The organism is Arenibacter sp. ARW7G5Y1 (genome assembly GCF_003201775.1).
In the GTDB taxonomy this organism is placed as follows: Bacteria; Bacteroidota; Bacteroidia; order Flavobacteriales; family Flavobacteriaceae; genus Arenibacter.
Genome location: NZ_QJJZ01000020.1, coordinates 58,328 through 77,240, shown reverse-complemented (window position 1 = coordinate 77,240; position 18,913 = coordinate 58,328). Strand labels below are relative to the sequence as shown.

Below are 18,913 nucleotides of genomic sequence, written 5' to 3'. Positions count from 1 at the left end.
ACCCTTAACGCAACGAACAATATATTGACCGTTGGGATCGAGAACGGGAACGACCTAACGGTGGACCTTTCCGGTCTGGTGGCCGATGGTTCGGAAACGATAGTAACTGGGGGAGGCATCAATGTGGTAACCGGAAGCGGTACTACATTGGATCCCTATGTGATCACTGCCACGGAGGTGGACGGGAGCATCACCAACGAGGTGAACACGGCCTTCGCGGTAGTGGGGAGCGACCTGAGCATCACGGATAGCAACGGAACTTTGACGGTACCCTTGTCCTCCTTGGGCACGGACGACCAGAACATAGACGTACTTACCCTTAACGCAACGAACAATATATTGACCGTTGGGATCGAGAACGGGAACGACCTAACGGTGGACCTTTCCGGTCTGGTGGCCGATGGTTCTGAAACGATAGTAACTGGTGGCGGCATCAATGTGGTAACCGGAAGCGGTACTACATTGGATCCCTATGTGATCACGGCCACGGAGGTGGACGGGAGCATCACCAACGAGGTGAACACGGCCTTCGCGGTAGTGGGGAGCGACCTGAGCATCACGGATAGCAACGGAACTTTGACGGTACCCTTGTCCTCCTTGGGCACGGACGACCAGAACATAGACGTACTTACCCTTAACGCAACGAACAATATATTGACCGTTGGGATCGAGAACGGGAACGACCTAACGGTGGACCTTTCCGGTCTGGTGGCCGATGGTTCGGAGACGATAGTAACTGGTGGCGGCATCAATGTGGTAACCGGAAGCGGTACTACATTGGATCCCTATGTGATCACGGCCACGGAAGTGGACGGGAGCATCACCAACGAGGTGAACACGGCCTTCGCGGTAGTGGGGAGCGACCTGAGCATCACGGATAGCAACGGTACCTTGACGGTACCCTTGTCCTCCTTGGGCACGGACGACCAGAAGATCGATAAGTTTACTCTAAATGGGACCACCTTGGAATTATCTGCAGAGAACGATGGGGAGGCCGATAAGACTATAGATTTAAATACCGTATTTGCAACAGATACAGAATTGAGCGATGCTATTACTGCAAGCGAAGCATTGGATTTGGATAAGGTAGTTGGGAATGAAGTAACAGGAGCAACCAATGGAACACTGCTGAGATCTGGTTCAGGAACAACAGGATCCCCTTATACTTTAGCAGTTGCTACAAGTGGAATTACATCCAACGAACTATCAGCGAATTCTGTAACTACAGCTAAGATATTGAACGGAACCATTTTAACGGAAGATGTTGCTTCGGGTGGTAATGACAAAGTATTGGTTACCAGCAATGCAGGTATAGTGGAGTGGATAGACAAGAGTGCTTTGGTACCATCCACAACAGTAAGTAATACAAGTAATGTAAATACTTTGACAACCACTGTAAATGGAGTAACAGGATCAGGAGTAAATATCATTAATTCCAATGCATTAAGTTTAAGTGGTGCCAATCAATTGACAAGTACGGTCAATGGTGTGTCATCACCAGCACTCAATTTGAGTTCATTCTTGGATAATACAGATAGTCAAACATTATCAACAAATGCAACCCCTGGTTATATTGCAATTACAGGAGGTAATAATGTGACTTTAAACGTTAATGATGCGGATTCAAATATCGGAAACGAGTACAATACTGATTTTGCCGTTGGTGGAGGCAATCTAACGATAACAGATGGTGGTGGTGCTAGATCGGTGCCATTGTCTTCCCTGGGCTCTGATGACCAAACACTTACTTTGGTTGGGAATGACCTAACCATTGAAAGTGGAAATACAATTACATTGCCTTCTCCGGACGGAACTGAAACTTTAGTCACTGCAGGCAATGATATAAGTGTTACAGGTGATGGCAGCAGTGCTACTCCATATGTAATTGCAAATACACGACCTAATATTTTCTATCCACCGTCCATTGCTGTGGATGCCTCTTCAACAGGTACGGGTAGGACAATTGATCTACATTCTCAATATACGGCTCAGTTTGGATCCCCAATGGTGGCAAGTGATTTAGCACCAGGGGCCATACCAACCTATGCCAATACAGAACTATATTACTATGTTACGTTTTATGACGATACGGTATTTGATAATGTAAGTGTAGATGAATTTGGTGTCATGACCTATGATGTTATAGCAACACCAACGGATTATAATTCGCTTATCAACGTAGTATTTGTAGTGAAATAATAAAAATAAACCAATTAGGTATAACAGGAGTTTGAAACCAAAACACATATATAGATTTCTTTTTTTTACCCTTGTAACCATATTTTTTGGTACAAATTGGGCCAATGCACAGTTTTTGTTGCAGGCACCCAATAGTACCGATGAACATAATTACAAATGGTATGAGGCTTCCGATACTTCCACGGTTTTGGGCACAGATTTTTTTTATGAGGTTACTTCATCAGGGATTTATTTTGCAACCTATGACGGAACCTTATGTGGATCAAATGCTACTGGTTATTTTATAGTAACGGATTGTACGAGCCCCGATAATGAGGTAACGATGGACATATCCAATAATGTGGGTGCCAGTGCTGTCATAAATTGGTCTCCTGCCGTTAGTGGAGATCCACTGAGGCCGACGGTGATTGCAACACAGAGTGTGGTGCGCTATACTGCTACTGTAACCAAGGCAGGCAACTCCTTTGATTTGCCAAATTTTACCGTGGTATGTTTGCAACAGTCCAGTGTTTTAGTGGACGATTTTATAACGGTTAATGAAGATTCTTCTGTGGTAGTCCCTATTTTTGATAATGATACTAACTTGCCCACCACTGGTATTTTAACTACAACAAATCCATTTAATGGAAACGTTTTTGTTGATGATAATGCCACCCCAAATGATCCGTCGGATGATGTCATAACTTTTGTTCCGAATCCTAATTACAATGGCCCAAGTACATTTACCTATACTGTTTGTAATTCCTTGGGAGATTGTAGTACAGCCACTGTAAATGTGGAAGTACTTCCTATTGTTGATGCTTTTGATGATTCTGTGGCTACTTTGGAAAATACGCCAGTTGATATAGATATTTTGTTGAACGACAATGATATTCCCATTCTTGGAACCATAACAACCACAAGTCCAACCAATGGAAGTGTAGTTGTTGACAATAATGGTACACCAAATGATCTAAGGGACGATACGCTGACATATACTCCCAACAATGGTTATGTGGGCAGTGATCTTTTTACGTACACCATATGTGATGACCAATCAAATTGTAGTACGGCCAATGTCAATATATTGGTGAACCCAATGGGAATTGTTGAAATTGACAGTGATGACGATGGAATTTTGGACAGTTTCGAGGATCTTAATTTGGATGGTGATAATGATCCGTCTACAGATCCAACGGATTCCGATGGTGATGGTATCCCCGATTACTTGGATATTGATAGTGATAATGATGGTATTCCAGATAATGTTGAAGCACAAACCACTCTGGATTATACTCCTCCTAGTGGTGTTGATGCCAATAATAATGGTTTGGACGATGCCTATGAAAACAATGGTAATCTCGGCTTGTTCCCAATAGACACCGACGGGGATAGTTTACCGGATTATTTGGATGAGGATAGTGATGACGATAATGTTACGGACAGTATTGAAGGCCATGACCATGATCATGACGGAGTGCCGGATGTTGTTTATATTGGATCGGACAAGGACAATGATGGTTTGGATGATGGTTATGAAGGTAGCACAACTATTGATATCGATGTTAATGATGAAATAAATGATCCCTTCAATGAGCTACCCAATACCGATGGGGATGATGAAGTTGATTTCAGGGATAATGATGATGATGACGACGGAATACTCACTGCGGATGAAGATGAAAATGGGGATGGAAATTATGCCAACGACGATTTTGATGAGGATGGTATTCCTAATTACTTGGATTCGGATTTGATCATATTGGATGACCAAGTGGAAGTGTTTAACGTAATAACACCCAATAATGATGGCATCCATGACGTTTTGACCATAAAGGGAATAGAAAATTATCCCAACAATACCATCAAAATATATAACCGTTGGGGGGTATTGGTCTATGCAACAAAAGCCTATAATAATGATACCAACTTTTTTGATGGTACTTCTGAAGGCAGGGTAACCGTTGCAAAAGATAATCAACTGCCGGTAGGAACTTATTTCTATATATTGGATTATAGTTCATCGGCGGAAGGAAAGAAGACGACCCTTACGGGATACATTTATATAAATAGATAAAAGATGCCAAATCTTATAAAAAATATATTAGACTCCAAGCAACTGTTGTTGATCTTATCTGTCATGACCATGTTGGTTAGTAGTACGGTACAGTCCCAACAAGATGCCCAATACACCCAGTATATGTACAATACGGTAAGTGTAAACCCTGGTTATGCGGGTTCCCGGGGACATATCAGCATTGCGGCGCTTCATAGGTCCCAATGGGTAGGTTTGGATGGAGCCCCTACCACTCAGACATTAAATTTGCATTCCCCCATAGGATATAGGGGAGTAGGTTTGGGAATATCAATTGTAAACGACAAAATTGGTCCTACTTCCGAAACTTATTTTGATGGGGATTTTTCCTACACCATTTATACTTCCCAAGAAGGCAGATTAAGTTTTGGCTTAAAGGCCAGTGCCCATTTGTTGGATATTCGTTTTTCGGAATTAAATCAGGATTATACCAATCCAGGGGGGCCAGACCCTACTTTACAACAGGATATTGATAATAAATTTTCACCTAATATCGGGGCCGGGGTTTATTACCACACAGAGAAATTCTATGCAGGTTTCTCTGTACCTAGATTTTTACAAACGACGCATTTTAATGGGGAAGCATTATCCACAGCGAAGGAACAGATGAATTTATATTTAATAAGCGGTTATGTCTTTGACCTGAATACCAATTTAAAATTTAAACCCGCCTTTTTAACTAAAATAGTTCAAGGAGCACCTGTCCAGGTCGACGTTTCGGCCAATTTCATGCTCAATGACAAATTTATAGTTGGAGCGGCATATCGCTGGGATGCCGCATTAAGTGCCATGGTAGGTTTTAATATCTCCAATTCGTTCTTGATCGGAATGGCCTATGACAAAGAAACTACCGAGTTGGGACAAGCTACTTTTAATGATGGATCCTTTGAGATTATTTTGCGATACGACTTCATCAAGGAGCTTGGCAATTTAAAATCTCCCAGATTTTTCTAAATACCAATCCCGATTTTCACAAGTGATATCCACATTTCATAAGCCATTGGTTTGTTGAAATATTATAGATCAACCAACCTTGGCCGTTTAAGGCAGTCCTAAATTCAATGCTTGGGGATGTGCCAGGTGGATTATTTTAGCCAATTGCGCTTAGCTTTATGGTTATAGACCTATTTGGAAACTCCCCCTTACCTTTCTTTAGGAAAAAGGGCGTAAAGTCCCTTCAGTTTTAAAGTATTTAATTTTTATGACGCACTTAACCCTTATTATTGGGGAAAGGTTTTATTTTTACCATATGGAAGAGGAAAACGTAATTCTTGTTGATGAATCCGATGTTCAAATTGGCCTGATGCCCAAGATGGAAGCCCATGAAAAGGCTTTGCTGCATAGGGCATTTTCTGTTTTTATAATGAACGATAAAGGGGAGACAATGGTCCAACAAAGGGCGGGCCATAAATATCATTCACCACTTTTGTGGACCAATACTTGTTGTAGCCATCAACGGGAAGGGGAATCCAATATTCAGGCAGGAAAAAGGAGATTAAAGGAAGAAATGGGGTTTGAGACCGAATTGAAGGAGTTGTTCTCGTTTATTTATAAGGCACCTTTTGACAATGGCCTTACCGAACACGAACTGGATCATGTGATGATAGGGCACTATAATAGTGATCCGAAAATAAACCCCGAAGAGGTAAAGTCCTGGAAATGGATGAAACCTGTAGATATTAGACAGGATATACTTGTTTCCCCGGAGAAATACACAGCCTGGTTTAAAATTATTTTTGATAAGTTTTACAATCATATTTCGCAATACAATACGGCTATATGAAAGTCAAGGTAAGTAGGAAGGCTCATTTTAATGCGGCACACAGGCTGTATAGACCAGACTGGAGTTTTGAAAAAAATGATTCCGTTTTTGGATTATGTAACAACCCTAATTTTCATGGCCATAATTATGAGCTGGTAGTAAGTGTTACAGGGGAAATTGATCCGGAGACCGGTTTTGTAATGGATATGAAGATCCTAAAGGATCTCATTAAGGATAAAATTGAAAAGCATCTGGATCATAAAAACCTTAATGTTGAAGTGGAATGGTTCAAGAAAGTAAATCCAACGGCCGAAAATATAGCCGTTTATATTTGGAACCTTCTTAGACCATTTGTTGAAGCTTCACACGAATTGGAGGTTATCCTATATGAGACACCAAGAAATTACGTGACTTTTTCCGGTTAGCTTGGATCAATAAAAATAAAAGGCTTTGGGTTGAACAAGCCAATAAAAAAATAAAAGAAATAAAAAACATAACACCAAACAGCATGAACTTATATCCTTTAAAATTCAATCCAATCCTGAAAGAGCGCCTATGGGGAGGTACCAAATTAAAAGATGTTTTGGGAAAACCCATTGAGAACGATATTACAGGAGAAAGTTGGGAACTTTCCGCAGTGAAAGGGGACGTGTCAATAGTGGCCAACGGTGATTTTACAGGGACCTCCTTGCAGGAGTTGATCAATAAGTACCCAGAAGAATTATTGGGAAAAAGTGTTTACTCCCGATTTGGTAAGGAATTCCCAATTCTTATTAAGTTTATTGATGCCAAACAGGATTTGTCCATCCAATTGCACCCCAACGATGAACTGGCCAAAAAGCGCCATGATTCCTTTGGGAAAACGGAGATGTGGTATATAATGGATGCGGATAAAGGTGCGGAATTAATTGTGGGTTTCAACAAGGATGTGACCAAGGAAGAATATGCCAAAAGTATTGAAGATGATACGCTATTGGATTTGTTGAACTACGAAAGCGTAAAGGAAGGGGATACTTTTTTTATAAACACTGGTAAAATGCATGCTATTGGTGCTGGAGTTTTGCTGGCAGAGATTCAACAGACTTCTGATATTACCTATCGTGTCTTCGATTTTAATAGGAGGGATAAAGATGGCAATTTAAGGGAGTTACATACCGATTTGGCCCTGGATGCCATAGACTATACCAAGAAAGATGATTTTAAAGTAAAATATTCCGATAATTTGGATAGTGTGAATACAATGGTATCTTGCCCATATTTTAACACCAACATTTTAAATCTTACCAAAAATATGGAATTGGATGTGGAAAAGAGGGATTCGTTCACCATATTCATGTGTGTTGGGGGCCAAGCAACTATTTCAAATGAGTACGGTTCGGTATCAATTAGGAAAGGGGAGACCACTTTGGTGCCTGCACAGTCCAAAAACTTAAATATAATAACAACGAGTGCAAAACTTTTGGAGGTTACTATCTGAAAATGATTACTTTTGCAAAAAAATATTATCAATGGCAAGTATAAGAGATTTAAAGAAAGACATTAATTACGTTTTAGGGGATATTATTGAAGCCGTGTATTTAGTGGAAGCTTCTGGAAACAAGCAAAATTCAAAAGAAGGTAATGCAATTATAGATAATGCAATAGAAGTCTTTGATGGGTTGATCGCGAAAGTGAACCAGAAGTCAGTGGAGAACAGACCGGCCCATTTAAAATCCGTTAAAGCGGAATTGGAAACAAAAGCAGGTTCCTTAATTGAACAACTTAATAAATTAGGGTAGTATTTCCCTAGGTAGGTATAAAAAAAGCATCCACAAAGTGGATGCTTTTTTTATTGTTTAGTTTCTTTCTTGAGATTTTCAATATGTTCCTTTAATTCCTTGCCGTATTTGGAATTGGCTACATCAACAGAGAGCGTATTGTTTATGGAATCCAAAAATTTAAGGTTGGCATCTGCAATTTCTTTTACAGCAATGTAGGGTGCTACATAAGAATCTGCATTGTTCAACGCAAAATTAATGGCATAGAGGTATCCTCTCTTTACATTTTTATCGGTTAAAATTTGAAGGGAATCAAAGGCAGCGGAATCACTTTGGGTTTTGGGGTCCATACTCAATCTTGCATATTCCAAATTCCTAGTGTTGAATTTGGACATAACTTCCAAATATTCCTTTAGCTTGTCATTACTTTTAGACCCCTCAATTTTTGCATTCAGGTCAAAGGTATTCCAATTGGTATTAATAGTTATATTTCCAGGTTCCCCAAAGAAGGTAATTCTGTCATTAATAGTATTGTTGTCCTTTTTGTCCAGATATAGGTAGTACAACTGAGGGCTTTCCAATTCGGTGGTAAAGGAAAAATTACCATCCCCATCCATTACAAGCGAATCAACTGTGACCAAAGTGGTATCCGCAATGTGTTGCAGATAAAGGGTTCCTTTTTTTAACCCTTTTACGTTTCCTGTAACGGTCATGGTATTTTCAGTACTGTCGCCCCCACAGGAGGTAATAAATATTGCCAGTACTGTGACCATTAAAATTTTCTTCATAACATTTTCTTTGAAGCGCAAATATCATTAAAGTTTATGGAATTTTAAACTTTTGATGCAATTTCCATGAGAATTGTACAAAGTATGGCACCGCCGGTGCCCACCACGTACCCAAAAACTGCCAGTAAAACACCGACCGAGGTCAATGCAGGGTGAAATTCGGCAGCTACCACTGGGGCAGAGGCCGCACCTCCTACGTTGGCCTGACTGCCCACGGCAAGAAAGAAATAGGGGGCCTTGATCAATTTGGCAACAATGATCAGCAGAACTGCGTGAATGGTAATCCATACAAAACCTATGGCAATAAGGCCCGGGTTTTCCAATACCTTGCCCAAATCCATCTTCATTCCAATAGTGGCAACCAATATATAGATGAACATGCCACCAATTTTACTTGCACCGGCACCCTCATAATTCTTGGCTTTGGTAAAGGAAAGAATTATCCCGCCCACCGTTGCCAGGACAACCATCCAAAAGAAGCCGGAACCCAAAAAGGACAGAAAACTTTTATTGTCGCTTACGCTATCAAAAGTGCTGGTCAAATATGAACTGATGGCATCCCCGAAAAAGTGGGAAACTCCAACCCCGGTAAAAGCAAAGGACAGCATCATCATATAATCCTTTAAAGTGGGAACCCGGGTTATTTTTTCCGTAAATTTCGAAACTTTTATCCTAAGCTCTTCAATAGCTGAAGTGTCGGCTTTTAGCCAACGGTCTATTTTTTTTGTTTTTCCTACGCCCAACAAAATTATGGCCATCCAAACGTTTGCAACCACTATATCAACCAATACCATTCCACCATATTTGTCAGGATTGTACTGATAAATTTCGAGCATGGCAGCTTGGTTGGCCCCACCACCTATCCAACTACCGGCAATAGTGGAAAGCCCCCTCCAAATGGCATCAAAATCGTTTCCGCCAACGGTTTCCGGGGAGAAAAAAGATATTAATAAAATGGCCAATGGGCCACCGATTATAATCCCTACCGTACCGGTCAAAAACATTATCAAAGCTTTGGATCCAAGGTTGGCAATAGCCTTAAGATCTATGCTCAAGGTCATTAGGATAAGAGCCGCCGGCAGCAAATATCTACTGGCCATAAAATATAGACCAGAGGTCTCGTCCGAAATTAATCCGCTACTGGCCAATATGGAAGGTAGTACATAGCACATTAGTACGGCGGGTACTATGTTGTAGAATTTACTCCAAAAACCGGTTTTTAGGGAAGAGGTGTAAAAAATAAATCCCAAGCAAAGGGCGAGTAGTCCAAATACAACGGTATCATTGGTAATAAAAGGTTCGTTCATACAAAAATCAGTTCAATTGGGACTTTCAGTTTGGCCAAATATAATCAAATTAAAATATGCTGTTTTATATAATGGGCCACCCCATCCTCAGAGTTTTTCCGGGCCAGTGCGCTGGCAATACTTTTTACTTCTTCACGGGCATTGGCCACTGCTATTCCACGCCCCACATTTTGAAGCATTTCAATATCGTTATAATTGTCGCCAAAGGCAATAATGTCGTTTAAACTTTCATGTTCTTCCAGCAAGAGTTTGATAGCGGTCAATTTGGAAACCGATTTTGGGGCAATTTCGATCAAGGTATCATTGGAACGGTACAGGTTTAGGGTTTGGTTGAAATTTTCTTGGAGAATAGGGAAAAGTCCGTCGGTATTTTCTTTGTTTCCCATCAGCATAATTTTATGGGCTCCCATTTTTCTATACTTCCAGTCTTCCATGGTATCTTTTGTGTCCCTATAGGTTGGTAGGGTCTTGGTATACCTTATTTCTTTTTGTACGCGCTCGGAATCCATTTCCACATACCATTCGTCTTTTGAATATAGGCCCAGCTGAATTCCAACCTGGTTGGCCATTTCATAAATTGAGGCTATTTGGTCCATATTGATATAAGTGGAGAACAATTCTTTTGAACCGTGTAGTACCAACGCTCCGTTGTAACATATAATGGGTTCATTTTCAATACCTAGATTTTTTTGAATATAGGTCATGGACTGGGGCATTCTGGCAGAAACCAATATTATCCTTAGATGGTCCTTTATTCTTTTGATTTCCGAAATTGTAAAATCGGAGACATTATCCTTAAAGGTCAGTAAAGTTCCATCCAAATCGGAACATAAAATTTTGAAATCCATCATAAAAATTGGGTTTGGGTTTTTAGCCTTGATTTGCCAACAAAGATATGATTATGGCAATAATTGGGTATGGGAGCTGGTTCATTAATATTTTTCCTGCAGTATGAAGTATGTAAAAAAATTAGTCTTCCTTTTGCCTAGGGGCTCGTTTGGCTTCCTTTAGTTCTTTCATTAGCATCCATTCAATTTGGCCATTAACACTACGAAATTCGTCCGAGGCCCATTTTTCAATGGCTTTCAGCATATCTTCATTCAACCGCAATGCAAAGGCTTTCTTTTTACTCATATGATCAGTTTTCACCCCCCTCCAAAACTATTTCCAAAACTTCGAAGGGGGTAACGAAAGATTTAAATGACTCCTCAATTTTCCTTGGCCAAAATGTTCTGCCCAATTTCAAACTTGAAATTCGGTGTTGGATAAATACATTATGGAAATACAAATTTTTTCTCTAAAAAGTTCAAAGATAAATGGATATAAACCATCTACCAAAGATAGCCAACTGTATGATGCCCTCTTAAACCTTGGCACCTTTGGCTTTGCAGAACTTAATGATTCAGTGTCCCTGCGTTCACAATGGGCGATGCATCCTTATCCGAGCAAAGGACCACCATGAGATTACTCACCATGGCCGCTTTTCGCTCTTCATCAAGGTCAATAATCTGCTTCTTTCCTAATTGATCCAATGCCATTTCTACCATACTTACGGCACCTTCCACTATTTTATGACGTGCGGCCACAATTGCGGTGGCCTGTTGTCTTTTTAACATGGCATTGGCAATTTCCTGGGCATAGGCCAAATAGCCAATTCTGGCTTCCAACACTTCTATGCCTGCCATGGCCAACCTTTCCTGAACTTCTTTTTCAAGGGCCTCACTTACTTCATTTACACTAGATCGCAAAGTAATGTCCTCGGTATGTCCCTCGTCGGCAAAATTGTCATATGGGTACATACTGGCCAATTTACGCACGGCGGCATCTGTCTGCACTCGTACAAAATTTTTATAGTCGTCCACTTCAAAGGCAGCTTTATAGGTATCGGTTACCCTCCACACCAATATAGTACTTATCATGATTGGATTGCCTAGCTTGTCGTTCACTTTAAGTCGCTCACTATCGAAGTTACTGGCACGCAATGAAATTTTATTTTTGATATAAAATGGATTCACCCAATAAAGGCCGTTCTTTTTTATGGTACCCATGTACTTTCCGAAAAGCAAGAGCACCCTGGAACCATTTGGATTGACCAAAACGAACCCGCGTAACGAAATAATAAATATGAAGATGAGTGGTAATGCCAGTGGAACGCCACTGACTACTAGTATAATAGCAAAAATAAGGAGCCCCAATAAAGATAAAAGGGCTACATAGCCATTGGCAGGGATAATGTTTTTTTCTTGTTTCATGATTGGTTATTTAATATGATATTAAAATGATATCATAAAGATATGAAAAAAATGAATTACCACGTGTCTTGAATTGGGATTATTTAAAAGCCCTAACCTTTGGTAGTACTATTTTTGAAATCCTTGGTTTTCTTTTTATTGGGATTTTTGAACAGCCTTTTTAAAAATCCATCCCTTTTTACCGGATCACAATCCAGTTTTTTTATCACAGCGGGGTTTGGAGTGGGAAATTTGGCTTTAGTAATGTAATTAAAGGATTTGTCCGCATTTAGCTTTTGTATCCACAGTGCAAAAATGGGCAATGCTGCATTGGCGCCCTGTCCCAGGCTAGTGCTGTTGAAGCCAATTTCATGGTTGTCCAATCCCACCCATGTTATATTAAGTAGCTTTGGGGTTAAGGCTACAAACCATGCATCCTTGTTGTTTTGTGTGGTACCGGTTTTTCCGGCAATGTCGTTTTTAATGCCGTAGGTAGAACGAATTCGCGCTGCAGTACCACTATTCACGGTAGCCTTCATCATCTCCAACATTATCTGCCTTGTTTCTTCAGAAAAGGCTCTTTTTACGGCTACAACTGGCTTAAAGACCTCAATTATGGAATCCTTTTCATTGGTAATTTGTTGTATTAAAAATGGGGTAACAGATTTGCCATTGTTCAAAAAACTGGCATAGGCACCCGCTAGTTCATTGATCTTGATTTCTGCTGTGCCCAACGCCAATGAGGGTAGTGCGGGCAATGGTGTTTCAATACCCATCTTCTTTGCTTGTTGTATCACATTGGGAATACCTGTTTTCTCCAAAACCTTTACAGCCACGGTATTCACAGAGTTGCTCAGGGCCTTTTCCATGGAGTAATTTAGGTAGGCCTCGTCCTTTTTGCCAGAATTACTGGGAGACCAACCTTCCATATTTTCATAGGCTACTTCCTGGGCCGAAAAGTAAGTGCATGGCCCTATGCCATTTTCGAGGGCAGCGGTATAAACAATGGGTTTAAAGGCAGAGCCCACTTGGCGTTTGCTTTGCGAAATGTGATCGTATTTAAAGTATTTAAAGTTAATTCCGCCCAGCCATGTCTTCACAGCCCCTGTTGTGGGATCCAAGGATAGGGATCCCGTATTTAAGAATTTAATATAATGCAATAAACTATCTATGGTGCTGGCAGAACGCATTTCATCCTGGTTCCAATCTCTCAATCGCATTTCCTTTTTAATGTTCATCGAATCCAATATTGCCTCTTCGTTAAGCCCTGTATTCTTCCATTTTTTGAAGGGTTCTGAACTCTGTATAATTTTATTAATGAGTTTTTGGTCCTTTATCCAAGGTGCTCGCTTGCCATAACTTTTTTCAAAACTGCTTTGAAGCGCTTTCATATGTTGCTCCATTGCTTCTTCTGCCAGTATTTGCATTTTGGAATCCAATGTGGTGTATATTTTGAGTCCCGAAGTATAAATATTGTAATCCTTTCCTTTTGCCCTTTGTGCTTTGGCCCAGCTCAGCATTTGTTTTCTAACCTCTTCCCTAAAATAAGGGGCAATGCCCTCATTGTAATCATATTCCCTGTAATCAAGTTGAATTGGAAGTTGTTTTAGGCTGTCTGCCTGCTGTTGTGATATAAAGTTATTGGAATACATGGACTGCAATACCAAATTGCGTCTGTTTAAGCTGTTCTTTGGAAACACACGGGGATTATAGCCGTAAGTAGCCTTGAGCATACCTACAAGAGTTGCGCTTTCCTGTAAAAGAAGGTGCTTTGCTTTTTTATTAAAAAATTTTAAAGCGGCACTTTCAATTCCGAAAGTGTTATCGCCAAAGGAAACGGTATTTAAATACAGCATCAGAATTTCTTCCTTGGAATACATGGCTTCCAACCTGGAAGCTATTATCATTTCTTTAAATTTTGATATGGCCAGATGAAATTTTCCCGATTTTTCCCTAGGATATAAATTCTTGGCAAGTTGCTGGCTAATGGTGCTGCCGCCGCCGGCAGATTGATCCTGCATTAAGATAGTCTTTAATGCCACCCGGACAAGACTTTTATAATCTATTCCGGAATGATCATAAAAACGTTCATCCTCAATAGCCACCAAAGCCTCTATTAAATTTTTGGGTACCTGCTCAAAAGTAATGGGCTGCCTGTCAAACAGAAAATATTTTCCTATAAGGACACTGTCCGCCGAATAGACCTCGGAAGCTCTTTGGTACTTAAAATCCGAAAGTTCCTTTTTGCTCGGAAGTTTTCCCCAGGCACCCAAATATACGCTCAATACCAATAAAAGAATGGAGCCACCAATTACGAGTAATGAAATTGTACCTATCCTCAAAAAGGAATTTTTTATATTCTTCAACATCTTCGTTTACAATTAAGAACTGCAAGATCAAATTAAAAAATTAAAAGGGTTAACTTCTTAACAATTACTTATGCTTCAAATCATTACTTTTGAAATCCATCAATGGGTATATGGATCATAAAAATGGAATTTTCAATTGGTTTATGGCTCGTTATCATATTGGTGGCTATTATTTTTAACAATGGGTGTTTTAAAAGTCAACAACTTATTATAATATGAAAAGAATTACGGTACTGTGCCTTCTTATTTTTCAATTGAGCTTTGGCAATGATGTGGACTGGTCCAAGACAGGACACAGAACTATTGGGGAGGTCGCTCAACAACATTTGTCTGGAAGGACCAAAAAGGCCTTAAAGAAACTTTTAAATGGGCAAAGTTTGGCTTTGGTTTCAAATTATGGAGATGAAATAAAGGCAGATCGCAGTTTTTCCAAATTTGGCCCCTGGCATTATGTGAATTACCCATCCAATAAAAAATATACCGAGGTTCCACCTAGTGAAGACGGCGATATAATAATAGGGATTGAAAAGTGCATGGCCATTGTCAAGGATGGAAATAGCAAGCAAGAAGATAAAGTATTTTACTTAAAAATGTTGGTCCATTTAATTGGGGATCTGCACCAACCTATGCATGTAGGCCGATTGGAAGATAAGGGGGGCAATGATATACAGTTGGAATGGTTTGGCAGAGGTACCAATCTTCATAAGCTATGGGACTCCAATATGATAGATGATTATGGAATGAGCTATTCGGAATTGGCCATTAATTTGCCAAAACTGACCAAAGGCCAAATAAAGGATATTCAGCAGGGGAATATATATGACTGGGTTGAGGAATCCCAGGATTTGGCCAACGAACTTTATGGTTCGGTTGAGGTAGGAGAAAAATTGGGCTATGCCTATAGCTATAAATACTGGGCTATAGTAGAAAAACAATTGCAAAAGGGAGGTGTACGCTTGGCCAAGGTTTTGAACGATCTTTTTTCATAGCCAATTCCTACAATTTTTGTAAATTAGGTTGCCTTTCATACTGCTAGGTAATACCAAAAGGTTGGTGTAATCTTTATTGATAGCGTACCTATAATCAATAGTTTGTGGCGCATTTGTATTACTTAGGCGAATTATCGAAAAAAACATGACTTTTGACCAATTTTTATATTAAATGGCAAAATTATTGAGTTATTGTTGTTGAAGTTGGGTGTGAGGAGACTAACGTAATTGCCTGATAGGTTAGGGGCAGTATCCAACGGAAACAGCAAAGGCATAAAAAAATCGGTTTCAGTAACCGATTTTTTTATTTAATGACCCTAAAGGTGATATTGATCCGTTCCTGTATGTTTTTGGAAGTTTTTGGAATTTGGTGGTACCAACAATGTTGGGTTTCTCCTTTCATAAGGAGCAAACTCTCATGTTCCAATAATAATTTGAACTTTAAATCCTTTTTCAATTTATGTTTTAGGTGAAAGTATCGCACTTGCCCAAGGCTTATGGATGCAATTACTGGATTTCTGCCCAAGGCCCTCTCGTCATCTGCATGCCAACCATTGCTATCTTTTCCATTTCTGTAAAGATTTATTAAGCTACTGGTAAAGTGTATGCCAAATTCGGTTTTCAACTTATTCCTCAATTCCAGTAATTCGGCTGTAAACAGATGTGGGTGCATTGTAATATTGGAGTAGGAATAAGGTTTGCTGTTGTCTCCAAATAAGGCGGTTAACCTGGGTTGGGGGTGTGTTTTGCCAAATACCGTAATACGATCCTGTTGCCAAGGGGTCGTTTCTCTAATTATCTTTAAATAATGATCCGCTTCACTTGTTTTTAAAAAATTGGGATAATAGATTATTTCGCTATCCGGGAGTGGAAGTTCTATTTTGTTGGTCAAAAACGGGTTCAAGATTGAAGTACACTTTTCAGTTCATTTCTGTATTCGGAAGGATTCTGGCCAGTGAATGCTTTAAAGGACTTGTTGAAATGTGAGAAATTGTTGAAGCCACTTTCAAAACATACTTCTGTTATACTAATGGGTTTTTCTGCCAATAATTTTGAGGCATGTACCAATCTACACTCATTGACAAATTGTATGAAGGTCTTATTTGTTATTTTTTTGAAGTATCTGCAGAACGACGGTACCGTCATACTCACCAAATCGGAAATCTCCTCTAGTGTTATTTCCTCCTTGAAGTTTGTTTTTACGAAATTGAAGACAATATTTATCCTGTCATTATCCTTCACTTCCGTTTGAAGCGAAAAGCCTTGGGCGTTCAATACTTGATATTCCTTGGAATTTCCCAATTCATTTAAGATGTTAAGAATGGAGAGTAGACGTTGAAAATCTGTCTGATATTCCATGATTTCTATTTTTTCACCAATTTTTTTCTTGGTACTACCTGTGAAAGCTACACCTCCTTTGGCTATTTGAAAAAGGCTTTGAATTTTTTTCATTTCGGGGATGTTGAAAAAATCGTTGCCTAAAAAATCCTGTTTCATTTGAACCACACTTTCATTTTTGTTGCCGGTAAGCACATCTGTGAATCCACAATGCGGTAGGTTGGAACCTATTAAAATCAAATCGCCATCGGTATAATAGGAAACGTGGCTTCCAATTTGTCGCTTTCCGGAACCTCCATTAACATAAACCAGTTCAATTTCAGGATGATAATGCCATACTCCAATTTTATTAGGGGTGTGTTCATCAAACTGTTGATAGGTATAAGAATGACCGAAGTCGGGCTCTATGACCTCAAAGGTAGGTTTAGGTATCATATGTTAATTTCATTAGGTTAAGTAAAGGTAATACTGCCATTTTAGACAATTCTATGCAAATTTAACTTAAATGTGTCTAAAATTAACCTGTTAACAATTATTTAATATTGCATGATGGTAAAATAGAATAGAAAGTGGGGAATTATGGAGTAGTGGGAGGGGAATTCCTGTTCTACATTTGTCCCATAAATGATTTATTAATATTAAATCCTAAATGTTATGAAAGCAGTTTTAAAATTAACAGCAATGGCAGCTTTGCTACTTAGTAGTACTTTAGCAATGGCCAATGACCCAGGAATGTACTTGACAACAGTTAAAGAAGCCAAAAGATTGGTTCTTAAGTTAAATAAGCAAACTGAATCTACTACATTGACCTTGACCGATACCGGGAAGCATCAAATATTCATGGAGAATATTAAGGAAGATGAAGATTATACCAAGAAGTTCGATTTGTCCAAATTGGAAGAAGGTCTTTATTATTTAAAGATGGAAAGTCTTATCAGGACAGTAGAGTTCACAATAAGTGTAGAGGATTCTGAGGTAAACATTATAGCCCGTGACGAAGTAACAAAACCATTCTTTAGGAAAAATGGGGATGTTCTTTATTTGAACTACTTCAACCAGAAGTTAAATCCAGTAGTTATTAATGTTGTGGATAGTGCCAACAGGGTTGTCTTTACCCAAAAATTTGAAAAGGAATTGGTTGTTGGAAAGGTATTCAACTTTAGTACTGCTGTAAAGGATGATTACACGGTATCTGTAAGTGAAGGCACCAATGTCTATTACGAAACAATTTCGGTGAATTAATTTATTGAAAAGTAAATACTATTAAAGTGAAAAATAGGGGCCTTTGGCCCCTATTTTATTTATAGGGATAAAAATTTTTTAAGTCGATCCCTTTTATATTGCGGTAATGCCGGGTTGTTGATGGCCTTTTGTAATATTAAGGGGTCCTTTTCTTTCGAAAGAATTATTTGGAAGCACTCCTTTACGGTAAGGGTGTTTTCGGATCTTTCGACCAAAATTAAGGGGTCCTCTTTTTTTACAGGGCCTTCCTGTAAAATACGTACATAAGTGCCCGAATATCCAAAATCTACAAATTGCTTTAAAATTTTGGGATCATTAAAGCGTACCCCTAACTTATAACAAGGTTCCCTAGGTTGTGAAACCTGTACCAACGCACTACCGATGCTGTATATGTCACCGATCCTCATTTGGGATTCATCCATACCCTCCACAGTAAGGTTTTCTCCGAACATTCCCCAGTCCCAATTCAATACTGGATACCTTGTTTTCCAAAATGGGTAGTGAGCAGATGAAAAGAGATAACAGGCTTTGTTGATTCCAGCATGATGCTCCCTATCTATAACGGTGTCTTTAAGAACATCCGTTTTGCCAAGAAAAAGAGGATCGTTCGTAGGGTATTTAAATATCCCTGTTTGCTCTTCCCTGCCATTCCAGAGAAAGCTGGTAACTTTTCCAATATTGGTGGAGATAATTTTCATATCATAAAGATAGAAATACTCCTATTATAATATTGTTGACGGAACATAATAATATTAAAATTTAATCGAATCACATAGTAAAATTATTGGCAACCTAAAACTAGTAAGAGTAGCAATGTCCACCTAGAAGGTGCAGATGTAGGGGGCAACTGTGGAACG

At 39.4% G+C, this 18,913-nt stretch carries 18 protein-coding genes; 9 read left to right on the top strand and 9 right to left on the bottom strand.

All coding sequences use genetic code 11. The features are described from left to right. The 7 genes from C7972_RS23950 to C7972_RS21125 form a co-directional block, all read left to right on the top strand. Positions 1-2,199 (top strand): hypothetical protein (locus C7972_RS23950; RefSeq protein WP_181422958.1); only part of this gene is annotated, 2,199 nt, incomplete at its 5' end. Between the two features lie 31 nt (positions 2,200-2,230). Beyond that, positions 2,231-4,255, top strand: coding sequence for a gliding motility-associated C-terminal domain-containing protein (locus C7972_RS21150; RefSeq protein ID WP_110358156.1), 2,025 nt, complete (start codon positions 2,231-2,233; stop codon positions 4,253-4,255). Between the two features lie 63 nt (positions 4,256-4,318). Next, positions 4,319-5,227, top strand: a complete 909-nt coding sequence (locus C7972_RS21145; RefSeq protein WP_258364919.1) for a type IX secretion system membrane protein PorP/SprF — start codon at positions 4,319-4,321, stop codon at positions 5,225-5,227. Between the two features lie 295 nt (positions 5,228-5,522). Beyond that, positions 5,523-6,056, top strand: coding sequence for an isopentenyl-diphosphate Delta-isomerase (idi, locus tag C7972_RS21140; RefSeq protein WP_110358164.1), 534 nt, complete (start codon positions 5,523-5,525; stop codon positions 6,054-6,056). Then, positions 6,053-6,460 carry a 6-carboxytetrahydropterin synthase gene (locus C7972_RS21135; RefSeq protein ID WP_110358154.1) on the top strand — a complete coding sequence of 136 codons (408 nt, stop codon included), beginning with the start codon at positions 6,053-6,055 and terminating at the stop codon, positions 6,458-6,460. Before idi ends, C7972_RS21135 begins: the two co-directional genes overlap by 4 nt. An 83-nt stretch (positions 6,461-6,543) precedes the next feature. After that, positions 6,544-7,512, top strand: a complete 969-nt coding sequence (locus C7972_RS21130; RefSeq protein ID WP_110358153.1) for a type I phosphomannose isomerase catalytic subunit — start codon at positions 6,544-6,546, stop codon at positions 7,510-7,512. Between the two features lie 31 nt (positions 7,513-7,543). Further along, a complete protein-coding gene (locus C7972_RS21125; RefSeq protein WP_110358152.1) occupies positions 7,544-7,813 on the top strand; it encodes a hypothetical protein in 270 nt (89 codons plus the stop codon). Positions 7,814-7,863: 50 nt separating this feature from the next. Here the strand turns inward: C7972_RS21125 and C7972_RS21120 are convergent, their stop codons facing one another. From C7972_RS21120 to C7972_RS21095, 6 genes are all read right to left on the bottom strand, one after another. Next, complete coding sequence (locus C7972_RS21120; RefSeq protein ID WP_110358151.1) at positions 7,864-8,580, bottom strand: DUF4369 domain-containing protein; 717 nt, start codon at positions 8,578-8,580, stop codon at positions 7,864-7,866. A 44-nt stretch (positions 8,581-8,624) separates the two neighbouring features. After that, entirely contained in the window at positions 8,625-9,887 is a 1,263-nt protein-coding gene (locus tag C7972_RS21115; RefSeq protein WP_110358150.1) for a DUF819 domain-containing protein, read from the bottom strand. A 44-nt stretch (positions 9,888-9,931) separates the two neighbouring features. Further along, entirely contained in the window at positions 9,932-10,738 is an 807-nt protein-coding gene (locus C7972_RS21110) for a Cof-type HAD-IIB family hydrolase (RefSeq protein ID WP_258364918.1), read from the bottom strand. A 118-nt stretch (positions 10,739-10,856) separates the two neighbouring features. Further along, complete coding sequence (locus tag C7972_RS21105) at positions 10,857-11,021, bottom strand: Arc family DNA-binding protein (RefSeq protein ID WP_110358149.1); 165 nt, start codon at positions 11,019-11,021, stop codon at positions 10,857-10,859. A 260-nt stretch (positions 11,022-11,281) separates the two neighbouring features. Continuing rightward, on the bottom strand, positions 11,282-12,139 hold the full coding sequence (locus tag C7972_RS21100; protein ID WP_110358148.1) for an SPFH domain-containing protein: 858 nt from the start codon (positions 12,137-12,139) through the stop codon (positions 11,282-11,284). Positions 12,140-12,231: 92 nt separating this feature from the next. Next, positions 12,232-14,487: a penicillin-binding protein 1A gene (locus C7972_RS21095; protein ID WP_110358147.1), complete on the bottom strand. Its 2,256-nt coding sequence runs from the start codon at positions 14,485-14,487 to the stop codon at positions 12,232-12,234. A 215-nt stretch (positions 14,488-14,702) separates the two neighbouring features. Here C7972_RS21095 and C7972_RS21090 point away from each other — a divergent pair, with 215 nt between their 5' ends. Beyond that, positions 14,703-15,476: a S1/P1 nuclease gene (locus tag C7972_RS21090; protein WP_110358146.1), complete on the top strand. Its 774-nt coding sequence runs from the start codon at positions 14,703-14,705 to the stop codon at positions 15,474-15,476. Between the two features lie 304 nt (positions 15,477-15,780). Here C7972_RS21090 and C7972_RS21085 read toward each other — a convergent pair whose 3' ends face one another. Further along, on the bottom strand, positions 15,781-16,368 hold the full coding sequence (locus C7972_RS21085) for an alpha-ketoglutarate-dependent dioxygenase AlkB (protein ID WP_258364917.1): 588 nt from the start codon (positions 16,366-16,368) through the stop codon (positions 15,781-15,783). Between the two features lie 8 nt (positions 16,369-16,376). After that, entirely contained in the window at positions 16,377-17,249 is an 873-nt protein-coding gene (locus C7972_RS21080; protein WP_110358145.1) for an AraC family transcriptional regulator, read from the bottom strand. A gap of 219 nt (positions 17,250-17,468) precedes the next feature. Here C7972_RS21080 and C7972_RS21075 point away from each other — a divergent pair, with 219 nt between their 5' ends. Continuing rightward, positions 17,469-18,056, top strand: a complete 588-nt coding sequence (locus C7972_RS21075; RefSeq protein ID WP_110358144.1) for a hypothetical protein — start codon at positions 17,469-17,471, stop codon at positions 18,054-18,056. 59 nt (positions 18,057-18,115) lie between these two features. Here C7972_RS21075 and C7972_RS21070 read toward each other — a convergent pair whose 3' ends face one another. Further along, the gene (locus C7972_RS21070; protein ID WP_110358143.1) at positions 18,116-18,754 is read right to left on the bottom strand and encodes an MOSC domain-containing protein; all 639 of its coding nucleotides are present in this window, start codon (positions 18,752-18,754) and stop codon (positions 18,116-18,118) included. Positions 18,755-18,913: the final 159 nt, after the last annotated feature.

Excerpts from the sequence above, each read along its gene's own strand:
- C7972_RS21145 (WP_258364919.1), top strand. The coding sequence starts at position 4,319 with ATGACCATGTTGGTTAGTAGTACGGTACAGTCCCAACAAGATGCCCAA.
- C7972_RS21115 (WP_110358150.1), bottom strand. The coding sequence starts at position 9,887 with ATGAACGAACCTTTTATTACCAATGATACCGTTGTATTTGGACTACTC.
- C7972_RS21070 (WP_110358143.1), bottom strand. The coding sequence starts at position 18,754 with ATGAAAATTATCTCCACCAATATTGGAAAAGTTACCAGCTTTCTCTGG.
- C7972_RS21075 (WP_110358144.1), top strand. The coding sequence starts at position 17,469 with ATGAAAGCAGTTTTAAAATTAACAGCAATGGCAGCTTTGCTACTTAGT.
- C7972_RS21100 (WP_110358148.1), bottom strand. The coding sequence starts at position 12,139 with ATGAAACAAGAAAAAAACATTATCCCTGCCAATGGCTATGTAGCCCTT.
- C7972_RS21095 (WP_110358147.1), bottom strand. The coding sequence starts at position 14,487 with ATGTTGAAGAATATAAAAAATTCCTTTTTGAGGATAGGTACAATTTCA.
- C7972_RS21130 (WP_110358153.1), top strand. The coding sequence starts at position 6,544 with ATGAACTTATATCCTTTAAAATTCAATCCAATCCTGAAAGAGCGCCTA.
- C7972_RS21110 (WP_258364918.1), bottom strand. The coding sequence starts at position 10,738 with ATGATGGATTTCAAAATTTTATGTTCCGATTTGGATGGAACTTTACTG.
- C7972_RS21125 (WP_110358152.1), top strand. The coding sequence starts at position 7,544 with ATGGCAAGTATAAGAGATTTAAAGAAAGACATTAATTACGTTTTAGGG.
- C7972_RS21105 (WP_110358149.1), bottom strand. The coding sequence starts at position 11,021 with ATGAGTAAAAAGAAAGCCTTTGCATTGCGGTTGAATGAAGATATGCTG.
- C7972_RS21080 (WP_110358145.1), bottom strand. The coding sequence starts at position 17,249 with ATGATACCTAAACCTACCTTTGAGGTCATAGAGCCCGACTTCGGTCAT.
- C7972_RS21120 (WP_110358151.1), bottom strand. The coding sequence starts at position 8,580 with ATGAAGAAAATTTTAATGGTCACAGTACTGGCAATATTTATTACCTCC.
- C7972_RS21090 (WP_110358146.1), top strand. The coding sequence starts at position 14,703 with ATGAAAAGAATTACGGTACTGTGCCTTCTTATTTTTCAATTGAGCTTT.
- C7972_RS21135 (WP_110358154.1), top strand. The coding sequence starts at position 6,053 with ATGAAAGTCAAGGTAAGTAGGAAGGCTCATTTTAATGCGGCACACAGG.
- idi (WP_110358164.1), top strand. The coding sequence starts at position 5,523 with ATGGAAGAGGAAAACGTAATTCTTGTTGATGAATCCGATGTTCAAATT.